The organism is Bacillus sp. MT94 (assembly GCF_058792475.1).
On the sequence record NZ_JBXAEZ010000001.1, the window covers coordinates 1,044,928 to 1,063,950 of the forward strand.

A 19,023-nucleotide genomic window follows, 5' to 3' on the forward strand; every position below is an offset into this window, starting at 1 on the left:
GGGAACAGAATGAATTCCTTATATTATATTTTTAGACTGATAATTTGTATCGTATTAAGGGATAATTTCAAAAATGGTACCTTTATTAAAATCAGTTACTTTCATAGAACCGTAAACTCCTAAATATAATTTAGTTTGATTCAAATTTGTTCCTAAACTCATATAATAAGCTGCTTGCGTACCAAAATCATAATTGGTTTCAATAGCATGAAAGTCAGCATGTTTACCGTCTGTACCTGCTCTAGTATAGGCTAAAACACCTTTAACTGGCGGTCGAAAATCTTCTTTCTTAGCAAGGTCAGTAAACACTACGCTACCTGTTAAATTTGGAATTGCATTTCCCATATATGGCTGAACTCCTGTAAGGGAAGTTCCTCCAAACTTATCGGGTCTGGAATCTTGATGAAAATAACTAAGTAGAGGCAGAATACGCCTCGCTGAAGTTTGTATTGTTTCATCATAATAAGTCATTGTTCTTTCATCCAAAGTCTGATTTTCGGAACAATGCCGTATAAAAGAAGTAGGTAAATCCCCTTCCCATCCTCTCCAACCAAAATTGATAAACCCATCTTGATTGGGAGTGAGACTCATAAAATGCATTTGAACAAGTTCTGTAACCGGTATAGGTTTATATTGAACAAATGAAAAAATAGACTCTACAATATCTTGTCCGACATTTCCGGCGTATTTGATATATTGATTATAAAACCTTTGAAATGAAATGCCAGTTATATTACGTACTCCTTTTGCAATTACTGTAAGTGTTTCTTGTATAGATAAAGGAAGTTCATCGAAGCGTGTAACTACAGGAGGGTTATTTATAAATGTATTTTTACTTACATCGATTTCAATTATTTTACCTGCTATTTCTAAATTATCTTGGCTTAAGTTAAATGGATCATAACCTGATCCGCCATCTCCATTTGTAAAAACAAGTTTTCCAGTCTCAGGTGAAAAGTTTAAACTATTGACTCCGTTATGATTAAAAAATGGTCTTCTTACATTCAGTAATGTTCGTCGCTTTTGAGCTTGACCATTAGGTTGTAAAGTCCATTCTTCCACAGTATCAATGTGATCATATTGCGTATTTCTATTAACCCACTTTAAATTTAATGTTTTAGGGTCACAAGGATTAGGTTTAAATTGTTCAGAAAGTGCACCTGGCCCTTGAGTTCCGGCTACTGAATAATGTAGATAAAATAACCTGTTTTGATAAAATTGTGGATGGAACGCAAGTCCTAGCAATCCGCGTTCATCATAACCGCTACTAGAAACACCTTCTTCAAATGTACCTAATTTAATAATTAGGTGACGAATATCTAAAAATATCTTTATAACTCCATTCCCTATGTAAAAAATCTCTCCTAATTGGGTTGCGATAAATAGTCTTTCGGTCGATTCGCCTGGAAGTATTGTTGTTTTCAATACGGTTGGTAAATTTATATTATGAACAATGGGTCGTAAACTAACTTTAACTTTTGTCAATTAACTGTACACCCCTTTTTCTTCTTTTTATATAAGAATATGATTAGAGTAGTTCTGTTAGTATCAAATAAGTCGTATTCCTTTTTATTACAATTTTGTATATAATATAATTATAAATAATATGGGGGACGAACTATGATAATCGTACTACAAATCATCTTACCACTAATTTTCGCAGTCTATTTATTTACCCTCTATCATAACGGGACGTATGGATCAGCTTCATTCATTTTAGCAGTCATGATAGGAATTTTCGGTTTAGAGAATATTTTTCAATATGCTAGTCTAACAGATCATGCTATTTATCCATATTGGGGAAGTTTGAAGGCTGTTGTTATCGTTTTATCAGTCGTATTTCTATTTAAAAAAGGTGGTTTAACAGGAAAATATTGATTTGTAATGCGTTACATATTTTCTTGTTAAATTGCTTTTATTTTATAAAAGAAGAAATATTTATGTGAAAACAAGAAGGGATGTGTTACATATGTCTATAAATATTATTTCAATAATCTCTATCATAATATGGATTGTGTTAATTACAGAACTTATAAAACCTTCAAAAGAACAGAATGGACGAAAAATAGTAACTTTAGTAACTGCTGGTTCCGTATCAACACTTATTTTAACGGTTTCTTTTATTCAAAATATCCCGTTTTGGAATTGATAGTGATATTCATAACAAAAATATGTATAAATAAAAAGATTAGGATTCACTCCTAATCTTTTTATTTTGGAGTAGCACCACACATCCATCAACTTAAGAATAAATGCCACCAAAACAAAAAAAGCCCCAAATTTTTCTTGAAAATAAGTTGGGGCTTTTGAACCAGAAAAGTATATTTTTAACTATGAAAATTACGATAAATTTCTCCTTTTTTCCTACTTGCTAAATTCAGCAAGTAAAATTTTTTTAAAAGGATTAGGACTGCCAATTCTACCCAAACTATTCCAATTGACGACCAACGTATGCTTGCCTCCAAGTTTACCTCCAACAAGAGTAGTAAACCCTAGAATGCCACCTGTGTGTCCCCATATCGAGACACCGCTTGGAAGCTTAGTTTCATAGATTCCAAGACCATATCCATCGATTCCTTCTTTTCCTGTAGGAACTGTAGTAAGCATTTGTTTTAGTTGCTGTTCTTTCAGTAATTTGCCACCGAGCAAGTAAGAGAAGAATTTGTTTAAGTCTTCAGCCGTAGAAATCATATCTCCAGCAGAGCTAGCTGCACTTGGGTTATAATAAGTAACGTCTTTTAGCTCACTTGCTCCGTCTGGTTGGACATACCCACGGGCATGGTTAGTGCCTGGAATAACACTTGAGTTGCCTGGTAGGAATGTATTCGACAATTCAAGTGGTTCAATAATTCGATTTTCAACCTCTTCCGCATAGCTGTTTCCAGTTACTTTTTCAATAAGGATACCCAGTAATACGTATCCTGTGTTTGAATAAGACCAGCCCTTTCCTGGAGCAAAGTCTGGGGGAAGAGAGATCCCAATCTTCACTAACTCTTCAGCCGTATACGATTTTTTTGTATCCGTAAAATCAACGTCTTTTGACCTTGAGTATTCAGCGATACCACTTGTATGGTTCAATATCTCCCGGATAGTAATCTTGTTACCATCATATCCATTTCCTTGAATGACACCAGGCAACCAGTCTTCGATGTAGTCGTCTAGCTTCAGGCGATTCTCTCCAACTAATTGAAGTACAACTGTTGCGGTGAACGTCTTCGTCACACTCCCAATGCGAAAGCGAAAATCTGTTTTCATTGGTTTCTTGGTTCTCAGATCCGCTATTCCAGCGGCATACCCCCACGTTTTTCCACCCTCAGAAGTTTTAGCAAGTATCCCCGGGTATCCAAGTTGCAATGTATCCCGCATTGCTTGCTTGACGGAAGTACGATCTCGTTGCGTATTTGTTTGTAACGAACTAGATACATTTTGAGTGGGCTCTGCTTTTACAATTGAGGTTGGTGTTGTATATAACAGGGAACTTCCAGCTATTAAAAGGGCCAGACTTGCACATGTAATTTGACTACGTATTTTCATAAGGCATTCCTCTCCTCTATTCATATTGTATAAGTGTTTGCTTACTGTTCCTTACTTCCTGACAAGACTTAGCGAAAGACCCTCATGCATATAGATTAAAGCCCTAGTACAAAGGTATTTATCAATACCAACAATTTGAGCCATTTAAATCTCCATCCCTCCTATAACAAAATTATTCAAAGGTATGAAAGCATATTATGTACCCTTAGTTATTGTTAGTATTAACACAACATGAGACATAACCCTAACCCATATTTTACTTTATTTATCCATAATATGTATTGAGAAAGAATGTAAATTCGAATCCTTTCCGTAACCCAACTATTGATTATTTTTTCACCTATTATAATTAGTTATTTTGAATTTCATAATAAAAAAACTGTAAAAAAATAACGATTCCCTTAACGTACAGGAAGCGGTTGAAAAATATGTCTATACGCACAATTTTCTTGTTTTGATATGGTGAACCCATCGCAATTAAGCTAAGGTTTTGAAGTACCCACTAAATGAAATTTTTCTTTCTCTACAGTTAGTTACTTTGAGAAGTCATCTCATTTTTTTGTTTTTTGGGGTGTTTCTTTTTCTTAACTTGCTGGATGTGGGGTCTCGCCATATCCAGCAAGTTATCTAAATAAAATACCCTCTAAAAATTAAGAATATTCAAAAGTAAAAATAGACATTTATTCACTTCGTTTGTTATAATTCAAACAAAATAAAAAATCGTTTATATTTTACATTTAACGATATCAAATTTACTGGAGGGGATAAAGATGAAAAAAGCACTTTACATCAATATAGGTGGAGAAGGACACTTAAATCCAACATTAGGATTAGTACAGGATTTAGTACAACGTGGAGACAACATTGTCTATTATTCATCAAATGATTTTGAAGAAAAAATCAAAAAAGCAGGTGCGCAATTCCGTCCCATCAATCAAGAGGCACAAAGAGAGCTTTCGGAAACTATGAATCTTATGACTTCCCATCCTCAAGAGTACTTATTACACTTCCTTCATGCTATGGAAAGAATTACTGATGCCATTTTTGAAGAAATCTCCAAAGAAACATACGATTACATCCTCTATGATGCACAGTCTTTACCTGGAAAATGGGTTGCTCACCATAGAGGTTTAGCATCTATTGCAACTTGGACCACGTTTGCTTTTTCACAAGAACTAAAAGAAAATATGAACCTGACAGGAACAAGAAACATAGAACAAAAACAGGAACGTTTAGCCATGCTACAAGCATTTTTGCAATTAGAAGAAATAGCAAAAAGGAAACAATATTTAGAAGGAAAATATGAAGTATCCCTATCTGATAATTTTTTACTTTGTCCGGGTTCAGGCGATTTGAATATTGTCTTTACTTCTCGCTATTTCCAAAGAAACAGCAAGGATTTTAAGGATGGCTATATTTTTATCGGTCCTTCCATTGCTGAAAATGAAACTCTAAATGATTTTTCGGTTGATGAATTAAAAGGAGAACGTGTGATTTATATTTCTATGGGAACCATAATTAATAATCAGCCTGAATTCTATCAAAAATGTTTCGTCGGTTTAAAAGATCTCAATGCGAAAGTAGTACTTAGTATAGGCAAACAATTAACAGTGGAGCAGCTAGGAGATATACCTGATAATTTTATTGTTGGTAACTATCTTCCACAATTAGATATACTGCGTCAAGCGGATGTATTTATTAGTCATTGTGGAATGAATAGCACAAGTGAATCACTTTATTTTGAAGTACCTCTAGTTATGCTCCCATTTATAAATGATCAGCATACGATTGCTGAGCGAGTATACGAACTTGGCGCAGGATTTATGTTAAATATCCAGCAATTATCGGCCGAGGATTTAAAACATGCCGTTAATGAAGTGTTGCAGCATTCGATTTACAAAGAGAATGCCAAAAAAATTAGTCAATCATTCCGTGAGGCAGGTGGTTATATCAAAGCTGTTGATGAGATTATTACATTTACTCGTTAATTCTGCTATGTATGCCACTCAAGGCCTATTAACTTAAGAATTTTATAACACCCTACAACAAGAATATAGAAGATAGAAGAAATGCTGGCAGTATCCCATACTCATCAAGATAAGAAATTAAATACCCCATTACTATCAATTCTTAAGTTGATAGTAATGGGGTAGCACCACATACCCAGCAAGCTAAGGTCTTGAAGTAGCCCCTAAACAAAAATTTAAATTTTTCTACAGTAATTTATGTGAATTCAACTCGTTTTTGGGAACATATGTGGTCCTTTTATAATTTGAATTTCTTTTTAAGCTTCTTATATTTTCTGTACGAACGTCTAACAATGTTTAACATAAAATACGGTATTTTAACGGGGAAAGGCAATTTATAAATGAAAGGAAAATAAAAGGTGAAATATGCCTTTTCTAGGTCTCTCCACTTACTATCTTCTTTTGTTTTTAAGAAATCAGATACATCGACTACATATCCCCTTCCTTTTTCCATCATCACATTTTTCCCGTGAACATCACAAGGAGTTAACCCTTGTTCCCTCGCATACTCTAAAGCCTCATTAATATCAAGTATTACTTGCTTAGGAATTTTAATTCCCTTATGAATAGCATCGTATAAGGTAATTTCTTTTAAACGTTTCAATACTATGAAATTTTCTCCTTTATATATAAGCTTTGAATAAGAAGGATGATCTCCAATTCTTCGGTATACTTCTGACTCTTTTTCAATTCCTTCTCCTTCTCGCACGTAAACTTTCACTACCCAATCTTTGTATTCTTTGTGCATGAATACTGCGGCATAATTACCTGTTCCTAAACACTTCCAAAGTCTAGGAATATCTTTAACTACTACAGGCTCGAATTCATCCTCACTTCTTATACTTACCTCTTTTAATAATTCGTCCTTTATCAATCCCACAAAACTATTTATACTCATCATTTCCACTCCGGTTTTGCTAAAAGGGGGCCCACCCACATTTTAACGAAAATATACACTAAGCGAATTTTAGCATAAAACGAGTCATCTTTCTTCTTAAAATAAAAAGCTAACTCATTTTATTTAAACTGTTGAATACTTAATATTTATTCCGTTATTCATAGCCAAAAACCGTACGATATAAAAATATTTCTAACTATTTTCATTTTTTCAGAGTCAACTGTATAGGGCTTTTCTTAGTACAAGTTCTCTTAGTAAATTACCTATACAAAATCTATATTACTCTATTTTATAATCTAAAACATTGTTTAGAAGTGTAGCAAAGGTTTGTTAATGGTTCCATCTTTGTTAGCTAAAACTTTTATTGTTTTAATAGTCTTTTGTTTAATTCCCACAATGCTGTTTTGTTGCTATCCCATTTCAAAAACGTTACTGCTTCCTCAAAGCATAACCATTTATAATTGAAGTGTTCTTTAGATAATGATATGTTTTTTGTAGGGACTTTAACTCCAAAAGAAAATTCTTTTATTACATAAACCTCTTCTCCCCAAAGGAATCCTCCAACTACATCTTCTACTGATAGTGAAGACACAGAATCTAATTGTATATATGGACATTCTCTTGTAATACCAGCCTCTTCAAATGCTTCCCGTTTTGCTGATTCAATAGGAATCTCACCGTCTTCTCCGCCACCAGCTATTCCTTGCCAATAACCATAATCACTTCGGTTAAAAATGGCATATTGAATAGAATCGGCAGTTTTTATATAAGGAAATATCAATACTTGATATGGCGCTCTCATTACTTAACCTCCTCTCGAAAATAAGTTTTAAAGCAATATGAATAAAGAGCCGACATCACAATTCTACATTATTAATGCAGGTTTATAATGTCGGCCCTCTATTTTTAAATAATTTTATTTTTCATAAACAGGCTTACTCTTAACAGAGGAAAAACTACTTATTCTCTGTCGAATTTGTTTAGCATGGTTTTTCATAAATGTTAGCAGTACTCCATATTATTCAATTGCGCCAGCAACGTCATAATCATTTAAATCTAATTCAATCGGTTGTCCGAGCGCTAGTTTGGCAAGTTCCGCTCCTAAGTATGGACCAGCTGTTAAACCCGAAGCCCCTAATCCATTCGCAACGAGAATTCCTTCAAAGTTAGGTAGTGGCCCGATAACAGGTAAGAATCCTGGTGTGAATGGTCTGAATCCAACTCTCGTTTCAAGCATTGTAGCATTTTCTAAGCCAGGTGCAACTGCTAATGCCTTATGGAATACTTCATGTAAACCACCTGCTGTTACACGATGATCGAAACCAGTATCATTCTCATGTGTTGCACCAATTACGACATGACCATTGTCAAACGTTAAAATATATTGATCGTTCGGTGGCATAACAACTGGCATATTTTCTGTTGCTGTATTTTCAATTTGCAGATGAACAATTTGTCCTTTTTGGAATGTAACTAAGAAATTAATTCCTAATGGGTTCAAGATTTCATTCGCCCATGCGCCTGCAGTTACAATAACCTTTTCTGCTAAAATTGTTTCATCGTTTACTGTAACTCCAGTAATATGATTTCCTTCACGGACTAATATGGCATCGCCTTTTATAAAAGTTGCACCATGTTTTTTCGCAGCACTTATTAATGCATTGCGTAATAATCTTCCATTCACTCGTGCAGCACCACTAATATGAACAGAACTATATTCGTCTGATAATGCTGGGAATAATTTTTTTGTTTCTTCAGCTGATAAGCGAGTTATTTCACCAATCTCTGGGGCATCTTCACGTCGTTTATAAGCTCGCTCTTCCATTTGATCTAACTTTTTCTCGTCAGTATGTAAACTAATTGCACCTACACGATTATATCCTGTGTCAGTTTCACCGTCTTCTTCTAATTGCTGAATTAACGAAGAATAGTAACGTGCACCGCCTTTAACGATTTTATACCATGCTTTATTACGACGCTGTGATAGCCATGGACATACAATACCTGCTCCTGCATCAGTTGCTTGCCCTAATTGTTGGCGATCCACGATAGTAACATTCGCACCTGCCTTAGCAAGATGATAAGCAGTAGACGCTCCTAAAATTCCAGATCCAACTACAATATACGATTTCATTTCAAACACCTTTTCTCTTTTGCTAATTATATAAATATAAGAACATTCCTTAGTATAATGGAAGGAATGCTTTTTTCAATGCACTCATCACAATTAATTGTTGCAGCATTGTGACTTTCTTAATCATTATTTTTTCTTCTTACGGAATAATTCAATTGTTTTATAGCCTTGTGAAAGGATTTCTATCATTTTCTCTAGACGTTTTTCACGTGTTTTTTCTTGTTTTACAGAAAAAAGATTACGTGCCCAATCTTTCTGATATCCAGGCGTTAAACTTTGATAAAACTTAAGTTCATTCGGGTGATTTGTTAATAATGCTTCAACATCTTTAATTCGATCTGCATAATCGGCAACACATTGACTCATAGCAGATGTTTTTGTTGTTTTTTTCTTTTCACGTTTTAAACCAACAACAGTAAAGACTTCATCCATACTTACCATTCGTGCAAATTTAATATCGCTTTCTCCCACATAACCATCTTCTCCAACGTTTAATGCCGGAAACATCTCATCACGGTGAATAAACGTACTATAACGAGCATTACCTTTTTTCGGATATGCGAAGAATACGTAACCTTTTTCAATTAGTAATTCTTCATTACTAATAATAAAATTCGTTTGTTTCACCATTTCATCAAGCGTTTCTACAAATATAAAGATAGCATCGTGTTCTTTTGAGAATGCAGTTTCTTTACCTGTAAAAATGTCATAATCACTTGGTTCGTTAATAACGACCATATTTGTATACTTATTAAGTTTCAATTTATCAATAACTGACATAATAATCTTCCTTTACATTCAAAATTCATTGTACATACTTTTTCGTACTGTTCTAGTGTATTATATGTATTAAGAAAATCAAACTTTAAATCATATTATTCTGCTGCAAAAGAACACAATTCTTTACTAGATGGGGTGGTTTTATGCCATATGTAATCCGAGATGAAGGGCTAGTTTTACAAGGGGATGATGGAAAAGAACCAATTTTTCATACATATGAAGAAGCTGAGGAAACATTAAAAACATTAACTATACCGCAGTTTCCGAAACATATTAGAAGAAAACCATTTACACCAAAAATAATAAAGATAGCCGCTTCTGAATAAGAACCGGCTATCTTTATTATTCATAACTTAATAGCAAATAAAGTATATAAAAACTCTTTATATTGATCTTCTGTAATTTCACGCTTAGTTTTTTCCCCATGAATAATTTCGGTTAAACTTGTATTCGTTAATGAAATATGGCCAGAGTTCGTCAACTTTACTGCAATTGGTCCCTTATTAAAAATAGACTTCTCATCTTCTATCACTCTTCTTTGAACATCATTTACTACTATCTCATCAATAATATGTTTATAAAAAGCATGACAAACTTTCCATTCTCCAGCAGCATCTTTTCTTTCTAAAACATAATTTCCTCTACTCGTAGCTTTTTGTCTCACTCGGTACGAACCATTTTTTGAAGAAACAGATTCACCAGTAAAAGGTACAGGAACAAGAGGTACTAACGAAGCTATACCTACATCAATTAAATACTGTACATTATTATAAGTTAAAATAATTGTTATATGGCCATCCTCAAGTGCCCATGCATTTATATCGTTTTTATAAACCGTACCTAATGCCAGTTGTACATCATAGCCACAGTCTCTTAAAAAATAGTAAAAAAGAGTGTTTAATTCGTAGCAAAGTCCACCACGGGAACTAGTTAAAATTTTCTCTCGTAAGTTTTCCAGAGAGATTTGATTCGTATTTCGTGCTATAACATCTAAATTCTCAAATGGTATAGTATGCGCAAACGAAAAGAGTATGGTAGGTAATTCTTCAAACGTTACATCATTACGTTTTTTAAGATTTAATCTTGTGAAAAGCTGATCTTGTAAACTTGTCATATTTAGCACCCCTTAAAAATTTATAAGTTAAAATAATATATGCTGATTGTAAATTTTAAGGGGCACTGTAACAATGTACATTTCATTTAACTGTACCGGTACAAAAATTACGATTCACGAGGTAAATTAATAGAAGGCGTCATTACAAATGTCTTTTCTGTAATTACTTCTTTTTGGGGCAAATCAAAAGCTACGAATATAAATTTAATAGTTTATCTATAGGCAAATTATTAATATCACTTAAATCAACAAAATATTGAAGTTGCCACGTTTGGCTCTTTTTAGCTTGATTGCTAACAGTGGTATCCCAAACAGGATATATTCTCATTGCCATTTTCCCTGTTTGACTTGGTGTTCTCAATATTTTTTCTTTAAGAAGAATCTCTTTAGGGAAAATAAATTGCCCTAGTTTATTATCAGCAATACAAGTGATTACTAATAAATCAGGAGCAGCTTCATAAGAGAAAGCTCTATTTCGCATATTTTCATCTTTCTCCCAAAAAGAAACAAATTGCCCAATTTTATTAGGAGTAACTTTTGATTTTCTAAAACGAATGGTTTTGTTATTTAAGTGGAATAAACATCCGGCATATTCTGCGTTTTGCTTTTCTTCTTTTAGATTCGTAATCATTAAGTTGTTAGGTTTGTAAACTATATTATTTAAATTTCGGATTATATTATTAAAATTGTTCAAAAAAACTCCCCCTTTATTCATCTCTTAGTTTACCACAAACATCAGTTCTTCTATATCGTATATAATTATGAACTAATTGAAATGGGGGAATTTAGCAGAATATAATTATTACTTTAATGTACTTAGTTTTTCAATTGCTTGTTGTTCAGTTGCTAAGTAAAAAATGTCATTCCCTTTATTACATTCATAAATAAAATCCTTTAAGCTTTTACTAGTATACATAGAGAAATCTCCAACAATAGCAATCTTTACCTTGTAGTTTATAAACTTTTGAAGGATATCGCCCGCAAGCCGTGTTTTTAGATCAAAGAAATCTTCCCTTATTAAAGATTTATGGATAATAATATGTTTCGCATCTACCTCATATTGAACTGTTGCCATAGTATCTAATGCAGACTGAACATCCGATATTAATACCTTATCGTTTCTAATGAGCGCAATATTGATTCCATCGATTACTACTTTCTTTATTTCCATAGTCCCACCCCTTTATAATTTACACAGTATGAGTAAAATTGTTTTACAAAACTTCGTATATTAAAATCGTATCTATTTTTTTATTACTAATACGGTCAATGAAATTAATGATAGTTTCTCTTTTTTATATTTTTGAATATATATATGGAATTGCCTTTACTTGTTATAAAAATATTGTGGAGTAACATAACTTAACAAACTATTCAAAGTGTTAATCTCGGCATATGGTTGTATTTTGGTAGTATTCTTGATTTTCTGAGGGTTAAACCACACACCTTTTATATTTGCATTTTGAGGACCAGCAATATCCTTTTCTAAGTCATCTCCAACAAATAAAGTATTTTCCGGCTGTAAATTTAGCTTATTTAATGCTAGTTCGAATATACGTTTATCAGGTTTACTAAATCCCACTTCTTCAGAAATAATGATTGTTTCAAAATACTTATTTAAATTCGTGTTAAATATTTTAGCTTTTTGCCTCTGAGTTGAGCCATTTGTTATAATTCCAACTTTAAAGTGCTTCTTTATTTGATTTAAGAAATGAATAGTATTTTGGTCTATTGAAAAACATCTAGGGAAATTATTATTCCAAAAATCTTGGATGTAATTGCGTGGCAATCTATACTTCGGCGTGAATTCATCAAACAATGATTCTAAAACTGTCGTTTTATTACTTATGCCATATTCTCTTTTATCGTGTTCTTTGAATTTCTGTAACATGTTGCTTTTAGCCGCACTATCTACATTTTCATAACACTTTTCTAAAACAATTAAAAATAATGACTCTACTGCTTTATCCCTATCAAGTAATGTATCATCTAAATCAAACAGCATCGCTTTATAACCCATCAAATCATTTCACAACCTTTCTAGCATTATATAAATCTCTCCAAGTTTGTACCTTTAAACTTTTGGTTTAGCAAGAACATTGTTATGTAGTGATTAACGATTAAATAAAAACTAGATGAAAGAAATTCATAGTTCTTGGCACACACTCTAGTATTACAGTAGCTTCTTCTATATTGAAATTCCTTTTCCTCTTTTGGTAAAGAAGCAAAAGTATATTTTCGAGAATTTTAAGAAACTACATACAATTCACGTTATTATACATTAGTTTTTCGTAAATATTAATCGTACATCAATTCATACGATAAGTTTTTTTAAGCAATTATTTCTCCATAAAAAAGGAATATAGCTAATAATACTTTTTGGTAGTAAACGTCCTATGAAGTTTACTACTGTATCTCCACATAAACTCCAGATTGTACGGCTATAATGACTACCAGAGGTGATATTATGAAAAATTATCATATCCTCGTGGTTGAGGACGATCGAGAAATTCAGGAATTAATTAAACAATTTTTAATGACACAGCATTATACAGTGGTAGTCGCTTCAGATGGACTAGAGGGTATGACACAATTTAATAAGCAATCATTTGATTTAATTCTTCTAGATGTCATGATGCCCAATCTTAATGGATTTGAAGTTTCTAAAATGATTCGAAGTCAGTCAAACGTACCAATTATTATGCTAACTGCGTTGGAAGAAGAGGAAGATCAAATGAAAGGATTCGATCTTGGGATCGATGATTATATAACAAAACCCTTTTCATTTCATGTTTTGATTAGACGAGTCGAAGCTGTACTTAGAAGAAGTTATGATAAAAATGTAAATAATCATTTGATATTTAAAGAAGTTCGTATCGATGTGGATGCATATAGAGTGTATGTAAATGACGTTGAAATTATATTAACGACAAAAGAGTTTGAAATTCTACAACTACTATTTCAAAATGAGAGAAAAGTACTTACAAGAGAAAATATCGTAGAGAAAGTTTGGGGGTACGATTATTTTGGAGAAACACGAATAATTGATACACATATTAAAAACCTACGCAAAAAATTAGCTATCCCTTATATTAAAACAATAAAGGGTATTGGTTATAAAATTGATGAATAGTATTGTGAAACTCATGAAAATGAAGCAAATCACTTATAAACTCTTTATGACTACATCTCTCATTTTGTTATCCTTTGCAGTATTGATTTATTTAACTTTATACTTCTTTCTCCCTACATTTTATGAGCAATATAAAACAGATCAACTTCAAACAGGGATAAACGAAATCATTGATAAGTCTAAAAATCTTACGTTTCAAGATGCGATACCACTTTTTGATGAATACGCAAAAAAAAATAATGCGATGCTTTACCTTCAAAATAAAGAAGGGGTAATTATTTACTCTCCTTCGTTTTCTTTTATTCAAAGTGGTACGCAAAAAACAGTAGTTACTAAAGCAACACGATTCGAGAATGCAAGTACCCTTAGCAATTCATATAACGTTACGAAACCAATTCAATTCCAAGATGGTAGTTTAACGCTTATAGTCTTTGCTACATTTCAACCGATTGATGAAGCTTCACAGGTTTTAGTACGCTTTCTCCCCTATATTAGTATCATTGTACTCGTAATTGGTATAGGGAGTGCTTATTTTTATTCCAGGTTTATTACAAAGCCACTTATTTATATTAATGAAGGTGCACAAAAGATGGCAAATTTAGATTTCTCCGAAAAAATTGAGGTTCGCTCTACAGATGAGTTAGGAGAATTGTCTAATAGTTTGAATGACATGTCTATTAACTTACAACAAGCTATGTTTGATTTAAAAAAAGCAAATGAACAATTAAAAAATGATATTGAAAAAGAAAGAGAAATAGAAACAAAACGCAGAGAGTTTTTTGCGATTGTAGCACATGAATTAAAGTCCCCTCTTACTGTAATGAAAGGCTACTTAGAAGGGATGATTTACAATATTGGCCCTTATCAAAATCGCGATCAATATTTAAAGAAAAATCATCAAATTATTGAAAGTATGGAACAATTAGTTCGTGAAATTTTAAGCGTATCGAAATTAGAACAACACACCTTCAAACTAAAAGTAGAGAAAGTTAATCCTTCAAAGTTAATAGGTACAATCACAAAAGATCTCGAATTTTTTGCTTCTCAAAAGAGCATCGAATTAATAAAAGAAATTGATTCTGATCTTTCTATTTATACAGATTGTGCTCTTTTAGAAAAAGCATGTAAAAATATTATTCACAATGCGGTTATGTATTCACCACATAATGAAAAAGTCTATATAAAGTTAAGTGAGGATTCGAAACAAGGTCAAATCGAAATGCAAATTATAAATACAGGTGTCAATATTAAAGATGAAGATTTACAACAAATTTTCAAACCATTTTATCGAATTGAAAAATCAAGAAATCGAAATACTGGAGGAAGTGGTTTGGGGTTATATATTGTTAAACAAATTCTTGAAACGCTAGATATAAAGTATTCAATAAAAAATATGGAACATAGTGTGCAATTTCGCATGAGCATTCCATTATCTAAACACAAAAACAAACAAACTCTCCTTTAAATAGGACGAGTTTGTTTGTTTTTGTAGTAAGTATAAACTTATTAACAGGTTTTTCACTTAATGGACAAATGCTGCTTCTTAAATGGCGATTATCATAAGTAGTGACAAACTGTATTCAATTTACATATTTATCTTCTACTTTTCAGATTAATTTGGAATTCTTTTATGATAAGCTATATGTAAAGATTAAAGATAAAGGATGATTCGTATGCAAATAAGACCAAAGGTAAGTGAATATAACTCCTATTATGCAACGTATACCAACTTAGTATCAGACGGAAATATCATACATATTCTAGAACAACAAATGAAGGAAACGAATCTTTTATTAAAGGGAATTTCTAATAGTGAGGGACTTTTCCGGTATGCTCCTACTAAATGGAGTATAAAAGAAGTAATCGGTCATATAGCAGATACAGAACGGATTATGGCGTATCGATTGCTATCTATCGCTCGAGGCGAGACAGCAGAACTTCCAGGCTATAATGATGATATGTATGTTCTTAGAGCTGCTTTTGATAAGCAATCTATGCAAGATCTTCTTGAGAATTTAATAGTTGTTCGCCAATCTACCCTGTATTTACTTAGAAGCTTAGATAAAGAAGCTTGGTCACAAAGAGGAAATGCGAATAATTCTGAAGTTACAGTTCGTGCATTAGCATACATCATTGCTGGTCATGAGCTTCATCATCTTCAAATTATAAAAGAACGTTACCTTGGTTCTGATTTATATCCAGCAACTTAACATTTGAAGAAAATGAGTCCTATTTATGTAGTGCTCTTTTTCAGTATTTATAACGGATTAGTGCTTAGAACTATGGCAATTAAATGCATTTATTTATAAAGTCCACCACATAATATATATGCTATCCCCTCTTATGCTGTACATAATTTTCTTTAGGCTGATATACTATAAACACAATAGTTCTGGAAAGGTGATGATAGTATGTATGAATAACAAAATAATAGAGATAGAGATCAAAAAATGATGTTTTCTATGCAAGGAGTTCCCTCAAATAAAATTAACATGAATCAATTACCTAAATGGATTAGAATTTTTGGCTATTGCGCGTTTGGTTGGATGATAGTATTTAGTTTAATTATGATTGTAGGTTTAATTCTGCAATAACTATACAGATACACAGGTAAACGGGACAGCATTTAGATTATATATCTAGGTATTGTCTCGTTTTTCATGTGTAATTATCCCATGATATCGGTAACCAATTATAATAAAAAGAACTTGTAGGATATTCTACAAGTTCTTTTTCAAATATTATTAAAACGGGAACAACAAACTATTTTAACATTCAGTACAGGGAGACCATTTTGATTATGGCTTGATTTCATTTTAAATCAAATATAAGCTTTTGAAAGATCTAGTTTTTGAAAATTATGTGAATTAAATAACTACGATATTTATATTAGATTTCATTTATGACCAACTTCTTCTTACTTAAATACACTGCACGATCTGATTTTTTAGCAACCTCCTGTGAGTGAGTCACAACAATAATGCATTTATTCTCTTTATGTGCAAGTTCTTGAAACAGTTCTATTATATCCATTGCGGTTTCCTCGTCGAGATTTCCTGTCGGCTCATCTGCAATTAGTAAATCAACATTACAAGATAGTGCTCGAGCGATTGCTACACGCTGTTGTTGCCCGCCACTTAGTTGCAGGACGTTTCGTTTCGCTTCAGCTTCTGAGAGTCCTACCCTCTCTAATAATTCTAATGCTCTTGCTGTTTTATTTTGCACTTTAACACCTGTAATTTCCATTGCTGTTAAGACGTTTTGAAGAGCGGTCATATAGGTAATTAAGTTATAAGATTGGAAAATTACAGATACATTTTGATTACGGTATCGATCCAAACCAATTTTTCTAATATCTTTGCCATTATACAGTACATAACCATTTTTAGGGACATCTAGTCCACAACCTAAACTTAGAGTTGTAGTTTTACCAGATCCAGATGGTCCTAAAATCGTGTAGAAATGTCCTTTTTGAAAAGAAAAGTTAACATTATCTAGTATCGCTACATTTTTTCCGTTACTTTCATAATAATAATCCAAATTTTTAAACTGTAAAATCGTCTCCATATCGAGCCTCCTCATTCATCTTTTAAAAGAATTTGTTTTGGGTTTAAACGTAGAATAGATAATGCTGGAAGAAGCGTTGCTATTATAGCAATAGCTAGTCCAATTCCACCCATTTTTCCTACATCTTCTCCTGTTACACTTACATCAATTTTATCAATTGGATCTTCTTTTTGATTTTGTAGAGTACCACCGGGTCCAGCCATCATTACAGTACCATGTTGCGAGGTATCTGTTTCTTCGCTTGCAGTAGCAATTTCATTCGAAAGTAAATTATCCCCGATATATTGAGAAACTTTAGCTCCTGTTGTTATGGATAATCCAAATGCTAAAATAGCGACACACACTACTTCTACTACGAATTGCGCCATCAGTTTCCACTTTTTCTCTCCAATAGACAATAGAATTCCCATTTCTTTACGACGCCCTTTAATTGATAGCATAATAATTAATCCTAAAATGATCGCACCTGCAATCGATACAATATAAATGATCATTTGAGAAGTCGAAGAGATATTTTCGATAGGACCAATCATTTGCTTGTACAATGAATCATGCGCATCTAATTTATAATAATTAAAATCAATATTAGATTTTTTTGCTTCTTTTTTAAATGCATCAATATATTGTGGATCATTCAAGAAATACACGACTTGAACACTACTTATACCTTGGTCTACTTCTAATTTTTTCATAGTTGAATGCGGCATATATAGTTTATTAGCTGGATCCATAATAGGAGGAGCCTGTTGACCCATTGCTTGCTCATTTGTTTCGTAAATACCGATAATTTCAACCTCAAGGGTTTCCTTCTTATCCCCTGATTGCACTTTAACTTTGTCTCCTACTTTCAAATTGTTTAATTCCGCTAATCGTTTTTCCATTAAAGCTACATTCTGATCCTTCATTTGCTCTGTAATTGGTTTTCCATCAATGATTTTACTTTTTCCGTTTTTAAAGCTTTCTTGTAATGCAGTCTTGCGAACTCCCTCAATCATAAAAGAAGCATTCATATCTATTTCTGTACCAGAGCTTGAACCGCCTCGCACAGCCGCCATTCCGGCTTTACCTTTTCCTTCTTCTTCTCCTTCTGAAGCTCCTACTAGTTTAAGTCCATCAGAAATACCAAAAGTGTTAGCTATGTAATTATAGTCTTTTACATACTTGGATTTCGCTAATTGATCTGTTTCTTTTGTATCGAGCTGCGGTGGATTTGGCATTTCTCCAGTTTCCTTAGCTTTTTGACCTAACTTGTCGAAATCAAGACCTAAAGTAACATCTGCACCAAGTTTTTTTCTCGCAGCATCCGCTGCTTTTTTTGACGCATTTTGGATTGTGAAACCTGAAAGAACCAAATTTGTAACAATCAGAAAAACTGCCATCAAAATTAATGATGTTCCTATCCTTTTTTTCATACTGAGAATTGCTCGTTTCATAAAATTCATTTTTTCTTACCTCCTTGATATCTTGTATTCTATATAGGTTATCTAGAGTTTATATGGAGCTAATCGGTAGTTTAACTAGAGATATAAGGAGTTTATGTGTAGTTATTTACCTGTTTCAGAAAAGCTAGAACACAAATTCAAAAACGCAGCCGTTTTTGAATATTGGTAAGGAGTTATTCCGTTTAATAAATTTATATAAAAGTTAAGATTAATTTAATGTATGTAGCACAAAAAATATTTACTGTATAATTTCTATACAATAAATATAGAGAAACCTATTTGTTTATCTATATAGGGATTTTAATATAGTTACTGTATCTCATACAAATCACGTCGCTTTAAAAGGTGCATCTTTTAATATGAAAATAAGCAAGTTAATATTCTCTTATATGAA

The 19,023-nt window shown here is 32.6% G+C and carries 19 protein-coding genes; 7 read left to right on the forward strand and 12 right to left on the reverse strand.

All coding sequences use genetic code 11. The annotated features are described in order from the left end of the window. Window positions 1-54: 54 nt before the first annotated feature. Window positions 55-1,485, reverse strand: a complete 1,431-nt coding sequence (locus AC1Q51_RS05105) for a PQQ-dependent sugar dehydrogenase (RefSeq protein ID WP_090977894.1) — start codon at window positions 1,483-1,485, stop codon at window positions 55-57. Window positions 1,486-1,620: 135 nt separating this feature from the next. Here AC1Q51_RS05105 and AC1Q51_RS05110 point away from each other — a divergent pair, with 135 nt between their 5' ends. After that, a complete protein-coding gene (locus AC1Q51_RS05110) occupies window positions 1,621-1,878 on the forward strand; it encodes a hypothetical protein (RefSeq protein WP_000587696.1) in 258 nt (85 codons plus the stop codon). 91 nt (window positions 1,879-1,969) lie between these two features. Continuing rightward, window positions 1,970-2,149 (forward strand): hypothetical protein, encoded by a 180-nt coding sequence (locus AC1Q51_RS05115; protein ID WP_000026312.1) that lies wholly within the window; start codon window positions 1,970-1,972, stop codon window positions 2,147-2,149. A gap of 215 nt (window positions 2,150-2,364) precedes the next feature. On the opposite strand, the gene AC1Q51_RS05120 is transcribed toward AC1Q51_RS05115, so the two are convergent. Then, complete coding sequence (locus tag AC1Q51_RS05120; RefSeq protein WP_000702510.1) at window positions 2,365-3,534, reverse strand: serine hydrolase domain-containing protein; 1,170 nt, start codon at window positions 3,532-3,534, stop codon at window positions 2,365-2,367. Window positions 3,535-4,304: 770 nt separating this feature from the next. Between AC1Q51_RS05120 and AC1Q51_RS05125 the strand changes: the two genes are divergently transcribed. Next, on the forward strand, window positions 4,305-5,522 hold the full coding sequence (locus AC1Q51_RS05125) for a macrolide family glycosyltransferase (RefSeq protein WP_088338180.1): 1,218 nt from the start codon (window positions 4,305-4,307) through the stop codon (window positions 5,520-5,522). A gap of 277 nt (window positions 5,523-5,799) precedes the next feature. Here the strand turns inward: AC1Q51_RS05125 and AC1Q51_RS05130 are convergent, their stop codons facing one another. The 4 genes from AC1Q51_RS05130 to AC1Q51_RS05145 form a co-directional block, all read right to left on the reverse strand. After that, window positions 5,800-6,459 (reverse strand): protein kinase family protein, encoded by a 660-nt coding sequence (locus AC1Q51_RS05130; RefSeq protein ID WP_097846080.1) that lies wholly within the window; start codon window positions 6,457-6,459, stop codon window positions 5,800-5,802. Window positions 6,460-6,820: 361 nt separating this feature from the next. Beyond that, the gene (locus tag AC1Q51_RS05135) at window positions 6,821-7,261 is read right to left on the reverse strand and encodes an NUDIX hydrolase (RefSeq protein WP_001202588.1); all 441 of its coding nucleotides are present in this window, start codon (window positions 7,259-7,261) and stop codon (window positions 6,821-6,823) included. A 216-nt stretch (window positions 7,262-7,477) separates the two neighbouring features. After that, the gene (locus AC1Q51_RS05140; RefSeq protein WP_000844382.1) at window positions 7,478-8,593 is read right to left on the reverse strand and encodes an NAD(P)/FAD-dependent oxidoreductase; all 1,116 of its coding nucleotides are present in this window, start codon (window positions 8,591-8,593) and stop codon (window positions 7,478-7,480) included. 126 nt (window positions 8,594-8,719) lie between these two features. Then, window positions 8,720-9,373: a YdeI/OmpD-associated family protein gene (locus AC1Q51_RS05145; RefSeq protein ID WP_000110846.1), complete on the reverse strand. Its 654-nt coding sequence runs from the start codon at window positions 9,371-9,373 to the stop codon at window positions 8,720-8,722. Between the two features lie 143 nt (window positions 9,374-9,516). On the opposite strand from AC1Q51_RS05145, the gene AC1Q51_RS05150 reads away from it, so the two are divergent. Beyond that, window positions 9,517-9,699: a hypothetical protein gene (locus AC1Q51_RS05150; RefSeq protein WP_001147158.1), complete on the forward strand. Its 183-nt coding sequence runs from the start codon at window positions 9,517-9,519 to the stop codon at window positions 9,697-9,699. 20 nt (window positions 9,700-9,719) lie between these two features. Here the strand turns inward: AC1Q51_RS05150 and AC1Q51_RS05155 are convergent, their stop codons facing one another. The 4 genes from AC1Q51_RS05155 to AC1Q51_RS05170 all read right to left on the reverse strand — a co-directional run bounded on the left by AC1Q51_RS05155 (window position 9,720) and on the right by AC1Q51_RS05170 (window position 12,507). Continuing rightward, window positions 9,720-10,487: an arylamine N-acetyltransferase family protein gene (locus AC1Q51_RS05155; protein ID WP_098235432.1), complete on the reverse strand. Its 768-nt coding sequence runs from the start codon at window positions 10,485-10,487 to the stop codon at window positions 9,720-9,722. Window positions 10,488-10,677: 190 nt separating this feature from the next. Beyond that, entirely contained in the window at window positions 10,678-11,181 is a 504-nt protein-coding gene (locus AC1Q51_RS05160) for a MepB family protein (RefSeq protein ID WP_142338390.1), read from the reverse strand. A gap of 108 nt (window positions 11,182-11,289) precedes the next feature. Next, entirely contained in the window at window positions 11,290-11,658 is a 369-nt protein-coding gene (locus AC1Q51_RS05165; protein WP_090977891.1) for a DUF4180 domain-containing protein, read from the reverse strand. Window positions 11,659-11,814: 156 nt separating this feature from the next. Further along, window positions 11,815-12,507: an HAD family hydrolase gene (locus AC1Q51_RS05170; protein WP_492331408.1), complete on the reverse strand. Its 693-nt coding sequence runs from the start codon at window positions 12,505-12,507 to the stop codon at window positions 11,815-11,817. 447 nt (window positions 12,508-12,954) lie between these two features. On the opposite strand from AC1Q51_RS05170, the gene AC1Q51_RS05175 reads away from it, so the two are divergent. The 3 genes from AC1Q51_RS05175 to AC1Q51_RS05185 all read left to right on the forward strand — a co-directional run bounded on the left by AC1Q51_RS05175 (window position 12,955) and on the right by AC1Q51_RS05185 (window position 15,830). After that, window positions 12,955-13,620 (forward strand): response regulator transcription factor, encoded by a 666-nt coding sequence (locus AC1Q51_RS05175; RefSeq protein ID WP_000800746.1) that lies wholly within the window; start codon window positions 12,955-12,957, stop codon window positions 13,618-13,620. Between the two features lie 13 nt (window positions 13,621-13,633). Then, a complete protein-coding gene (locus AC1Q51_RS05180; protein ID WP_080126416.1) occupies window positions 13,634-15,085 on the forward strand; it encodes a sensor histidine kinase in 1,452 nt (483 codons plus the stop codon). 208 nt (window positions 15,086-15,293) lie between these two features. Further along, window positions 15,294-15,830 (forward strand): DinB family protein, encoded by a 537-nt coding sequence (locus AC1Q51_RS05185; protein WP_016512709.1) that lies wholly within the window; start codon window positions 15,294-15,296, stop codon window positions 15,828-15,830. A gap of 679 nt (window positions 15,831-16,509) precedes the next feature. Here AC1Q51_RS05185 and AC1Q51_RS05190 read toward each other — a convergent pair. Both AC1Q51_RS05190 and AC1Q51_RS05195 read right to left on the reverse strand, forming a co-directional pair. Beyond that, entirely contained in the window at window positions 16,510-17,187 is a 678-nt protein-coding gene (locus AC1Q51_RS05190; protein ID WP_000447851.1) for an ABC transporter ATP-binding protein, read from the reverse strand. Window positions 17,188-17,198: 11 nt separating this feature from the next. Further along, on the reverse strand, window positions 17,199-18,629 hold the full coding sequence (locus AC1Q51_RS05195; protein WP_016512707.1) for an ABC transporter permease: 1,431 nt from the start codon (window positions 18,627-18,629) through the stop codon (window positions 17,199-17,201). Window positions 18,630-19,023 lie beyond the last annotated feature (394 nt).